The organism is Mesobacillus sp., from assembly GCF_049588175.1.
GTDB lineage: Bacteria > Bacillota > Bacilli > Bacillales > Cytobacillaceae > Mesobacillus.
In genome coordinates this window covers 1-5,429 of record NZ_JBAVFI010000731.1, presented here as the reverse complement: position 1 = coordinate 5,429, position 5,429 = coordinate 1, and the positions used below count along the sequence as shown (strand labels likewise).

The window sequence follows — 5,429 nt, the reverse complement described above, 5'->3', positions numbered from 1 at the left end:
GAACTTCACTTTTGAAGCAGGATTTTTCACGAAAGAGATTTTTCCTATAATTAGCGAACTGAATATTATCCACGAAAATCGCCATTTGTAAGAAAACCTAAATCTCTACTTCCACTCCATAATGATCCGACACTACTGGTTTATTTTTACCGTTAAAAATCACCCTTGAATATCTTGGTTGGACTGGCTGGCCAGCTAAAATCAGGTCAATCCGCAAATCCTGCTTGTTCTCTTCCCAGCCAGCGATTTCTCCTGCAATCGTCACTCCAGAATCTTTCTCAGCCGCAAGTTCAAAGGTATCATGCAATCCCTTTTCCAAGAGGTACTTATAACCTTCTCCTCGTACGGAGGCAGCATTATTGAAATCGCCCATTAAAAAGAATGGAGCATCCTTTTTCACATGTTCCATAAGTGAATCGGCCTGAAACTGGAAAGGCTCCTCTTCATCATGCCACCATCCGAGATGGCATGAATAGAAGGAAACAGGCTGCCCATCAACATGAATCTTTGCTCCGACAATCTTTCTCGTCTTCCAGTAGTTCTGGTCATGACCGCGAGAGATGAAAAAAGAATACTCTTCTTCAATCTTATGCTTCGTCAAAATCGCAAGTCCCTCTTCATAGACCTCATAACCGAGATGAGCAAAATCCCAGGTGAAGCGATAATCCTCAACACCCAGCTTGCGAAGCTCTTTCACAAGCACGAGCGCAAAATTATCTTCTCTGATCGTACCGTACGCAATTGGAGAATCGATACGCTGGCTGACCTCCTGCAGGGCAATAACATCATAGCCATTCTCCGCAATCGTCTCAGCCAGAATACTTATTTTTTCAAGCTGGTTGTCTTCCTGCCAGGAGTGGCAGTTTAACGTCAGTAACTTCATCTATTAAGCCCCCAGAAGGTCTTGGATGTCTGACTTCAACACGTCAGCTTTTGGTCCGTAAATCGCCTGGACCCCTTTATCCTTTACAATCAGCCCAAGAGCACCATTGCTCTTCCACTCTTTCTCGCCAGCTACTGCAGAAGGGTCTTTTACCGTCACACGCAAGCGAGTCATACATGCATCTACATCTTCAATATTCTCTTGTCCTCCTAGTAATTCAATCAGCACTGGAGCCAGTGAATCTTTCTTTACAGCAGAAGTAGAAGCAGCTGCACTTTCTTCCTCGATGTAGTTGCCGTTGCGGCCTGGAGTCGGGAAGTTGAATTTTTTGATCATAAAGTTGGCTACACCATAGTTTAAACCGAAGAATACTAAACATGCGATCACGAAGTTAACAAGGTCCAGCCATAATCCAGCTTTAATGATCATCGGTGTTCTCGTCACTAATTCAATAAAACCGAAAGAGTGTACACGGATGTGAATGATGTCAACAATCGCGAACGCAAGCCCTGTCATAACAGCATACACGACATATAATACAGGCGCCGCAAACATGAACATGAATTCAATCGGCTCCGTTACACCTGTTAAAAATACAGCCAAACCGGCAGAAAGGAACATTGATTTATACTTTGTGCGCTTATCAGGATCAACGTTGCGATACATCGCAAGCGCGATACCGATCAATGCCGCAGTTGATAGAATCATCTGTCCGACTTTGAAACGAGCAGGTGTTACATCATTCAGCAATTGCTTGTAGCTGGCTGTGTCACCAGCAGCATGGAAGTTGTTCAAGTCCGCGATCCATGCAAGCCATAGCGGATCCTGTCCGGCTACAATTGAACCAGCACCTGAACCCGTCAGGATTTTGTACGTTCCGCCTAGCTCTGTATAGTTGATCGGAACCGTCAGCATGTGGTGAAGTCCGAAAGGCAAAAGCAAACGTTCCAATGCACCGAAAATAAATGGCGCGATGATTGGCGCTGTATTGCGTGATGTTGCGATCCATTGTCCAAAGTCATTCAAAAGACCCTGGATGAACGGCCATACAAGTGACAGAATCAGCGCAACAACGACTGAACCGCCGATTACGACGAATGGCACAAAACGCTTTCCGTTAAAGAAAGAAAGTGAGTTTGGCAATTTATCATAGTTATAATACTTATTGAACAGGTTAGCTCCAAGGAAACCTGCGATGATCCCCACGAACACGCCCATGTTCAATGCAGGCGCACCAAGGATAGATGTGAAATAATCTTTTACAACTAACTCTTGTCCAAAGAGTGAGTTAACAGTCGCTTCAGGATTTGTAAGCATATCACCTTGGACGCCAAAAATAGCACCGGTAATCCGGTTAATCAGGATAAAAGCGATAAGCGCAGCAAAGGCACCTCCAGCACGTTCCTTAGCCCATGAGCCCCCAATCGCTACTGCAAACAAGATATGTAGGTTCGTAATAATAGCCCAGCCGATGTCTTCCAATATTCGTGCAATCGTTTGCAGAAAAACGATATCAGAAGCCGTCATTCCGACCAATTTCCCAAGTGAAATCATGATTCCGGCAGCAGGCATAACCGCTACTACAACAAGGAGCGCTTTACCGAACTTCTGCCAAAAATCGAAAGATAATAACTTCTTCATTGTGTTTCCTCCCTTGATGTATAGGCTTTCATTTAAATCCACAAGCATTTTTTCAGCAGATTTTCGAATAGCCTTATCTATCAATTTATCAATTTAATTTTATTGTTATATTAAAATAACACGCTTTCAAAATTTATGCAAACGTTTGCGGAAAGTTTTAAGATTTGCACGATTTTCTCCCTAACTCTCGGCACATGAAAAATTTTATCGAATGGCAGCAGTCTATGCTGACGATTCGTAAAATGTCGAATCGAAAGATGACTGAAAATTCTATATTTTACCTTTCCCGGGAAATATCCTGTCGAAAATCCCATTCGACAAACTCCATTTCTTACATGTACAGCGTATACCTTCGAACATCAAAAAAGGCTGACGGAATCATTCCGCCAGCCTTTGATGCAACTTTTATCGCTTATTCAATTCTTCGACAAGCAATTTATTAACAAGCGGCGGGTTCGCCTGGCCTTTTGTAGCTTTCATGATCTGTCCGACCAGGAAGCCTTTTGCCTTGTCCTTGCCGCCTTTAAAATCCTCCACAGATTGCGGGTTGGCATCAAGAATCTCGGAAATAATCTTCAGCAACGCACCTTCGTCGGAAATCTGGACGAGTCCTTTTTCCTTAACGATTTGTTCTGGGTTGCCGCCGTTCTCAACTAGTTCCTTGAACACTTGCTTCGCGATCTTCGTGGAAATCGTTCCGTTTTCAATCAGCTTGATCATGCCAGCAAGAGCTTCTGGTTTCAGCGCCGTTTCGTGAAGTTCCTTTGATTCAGCCTTCAAATACGCTGAGAATTCACCCATCAGCCAGTTCGATGCCTGCTTTGGATCAGCCTCTGCCGCTACAGCAGCTTCAAAGAAATCAGCCATTTCTTTTGTCACTGTTAAAACTTCGGCATCATATGGAGGTAATCCCATATCCTCGACATATCGCTTTTTGCGCTGGTCTGGAAGCTCAGGAATTTCCGCACGCACTCTTGCCTTCCACTCTTCATCGATATAAAGATCCGGCAGGTCTGGCTCTGGGAAGTAACGATAATCATCAGAACCTTCTTTTACACGCATGAGAATCGTTGTATTTGTTGCTTCATCGAAGCGGCGCGTTTCCTGCTGGATTTCACGGCCAGCGAGGATTTCCTCTTCCTGGCGCTTCTCTTCATGTTCTAGGCCTCTTCTGACGAAGTTAAATGAGTTCAAGTTTTTAAGCTCAGTCTTTGTGCCGAGCTCCTTCTGTCCAACCGGCCTAATCGAAATGTTGGCGTCACAGCGAAGTGAACCCTCTTCCATTTTACAATCCGATACGCCCGTATATTGGATGATCGACTTCAATTTTTCCAGATAAGCATAAGCCTCATCCGGTGTGCTTATATCGGGTTCCGATACGATCTCAACAAGCGGTGTTCCCTGGCGATTGTAATCGACTAATGAATATCCGCTGCCATGAGTCAGCTTTCCCGCATCCTCTTCCATATGGATACGAGTAATCCCGATTTTCTTTTTATAGCCATTCACTTCAATCTCAATCCAGCCATTTTCACCTATTGGCTTATCGAACTGGGAGATCTGGTAAGCCTTCGGGTTATCCGGGTAAAAATAGTTCTTCCGGTCGAATTTCGTGTGTTCAGCGACTTCACAGTTCAGCGCCATAGCAGCTTTCATTGCGTAGTCGACCGCTTTTTTGTTCACGACAGGAAGGACACCTGGGTATCCTAAATCGATCACGGTTGTATTTGTATTTGGCTCAGCACCGAAATGGTTCGGGCTCGCCGAAAAGATTTTCGAGTCTGTTTTTAATTCAACATGGACCTCAAGGCCAATTACCGTTTCAAACTTCATTGTTTTCACCCCTTACAGCTGCGGTTTTTGTTTATGGAATTCAGTTGCCTGCTCGTATGCATGCGCAACCTTGTATACAGTGCTCTCATCAAAGTGGCGTCCGATGATCTGCAAACCTAATGGCAGGCCTTTATCGAATCCGCATGGAACTGAGATAGCCGGTACGCCCGCAAGGTTCACAGGGATCGTTAAAATATCATTCGCGTACATCGTCAATGGATCCGCGATGTTTTCGCCAATTTTAAATGCTGGTGTTGGTGTCGTTGGCCCAACAATCACATCGTATTTCTCGAATACCTTTTCAAAGTCCTGCTTGATCAGCGTGCGTACCTTTTGTGCTTTTTTATAATATGCATCATAATAACCTGAGCTAAGAGCGAATGTACCAAGCATAATGCGGCGCTTCACTTCGTCGCCAAAGCCTTCCGCACGAGTCTTTTTGTACATTTCAATCAGGTTTTCAGCGTTCGAAGTACGGTAGCCATAGCGAACGCCATCAAAGCGCGCCAGATTTGCAGACGCTTCTGATGAAGATAGCAGGTAATATGTTGCCAACGCATATTTGGAATGCGGCAGTGAAACCTCTTCCCATGTCGCACCTTGCTTTTCAAGGACCGCCAATGCATCAAGCACTGATTTGCGGACCTCTTCACTTACACCCTCACCGATATATTCCTTCGGCACGGCAATTCTCAAGCCTTTTACATCACCAGTCAAAGAACCTAGATAGTCAGGGATGTCCACTTTTGCAGAAGTCGAATCCATCTCATCGTGGCCAGCGATCGCTTTTAGCAAAAAGGCATTGTCTTCAACATTGCGCGTGATTGGACCGATTTGATCAAGAGATGACGCAAATGCTACTAGTCCGAATCTGGATACAAGTCCGTATGTAGGCTTCATGCCGACAACTCCGCAAAAAGAAGCTGGCTGGCGGATAGATCCACCTGTGTCAGACCCAAGTGAGAACAACACTTCTCCCGCTGCAACCGATGCAGCTGAACCGCCTGAAGATCCGCCTGGAACTGTTTCTAGGTTCCACGGATTGAAAGTCTTCTGGAAACCTGAGTTTTCA

General features: G+C 44.9%; 4 protein-coding genes. All 4 read right to left on the bottom strand.

What is annotated here, in order from left to right; translation table 11 throughout:
* Positions 1-97: 97 nt before the first annotated feature.
* Positions 98-883, bottom strand: coding sequence for an endonuclease/exonuclease/phosphatase family protein (locus WB217_RS17820; RefSeq protein ID WP_423994642.1), 786 nt, complete (start codon positions 881-883; stop codon positions 98-100).
* 3 nt (positions 884-886) lie between these two features.
* Entirely contained in the window at positions 887-2,524 is a 1,638-nt protein-coding gene (locus WB217_RS17815; RefSeq protein WP_423994641.1) for a PTS transporter subunit IIBC, read from the bottom strand.
* 405 nt (positions 2,525-2,929) lie between these two features.
* Positions 2,930-4,357, bottom strand: a complete 1,428-nt coding sequence (gene gatB, locus WB217_RS17810) for an Asp-tRNA(Asn)/Glu-tRNA(Gln) amidotransferase subunit GatB (protein WP_423994640.1) — start codon at positions 4,355-4,357, stop codon at positions 2,930-2,932.
* Positions 4,358-4,369: 12 nt separating this feature from the next.
* A partial coding sequence (gene gatA, locus WB217_RS17805; RefSeq protein WP_423994639.1) for an Asp-tRNA(Asn)/Glu-tRNA(Gln) amidotransferase subunit GatA occupies positions 4,370-5,429 on the bottom strand: 1,060 nt, incomplete at its 5' end.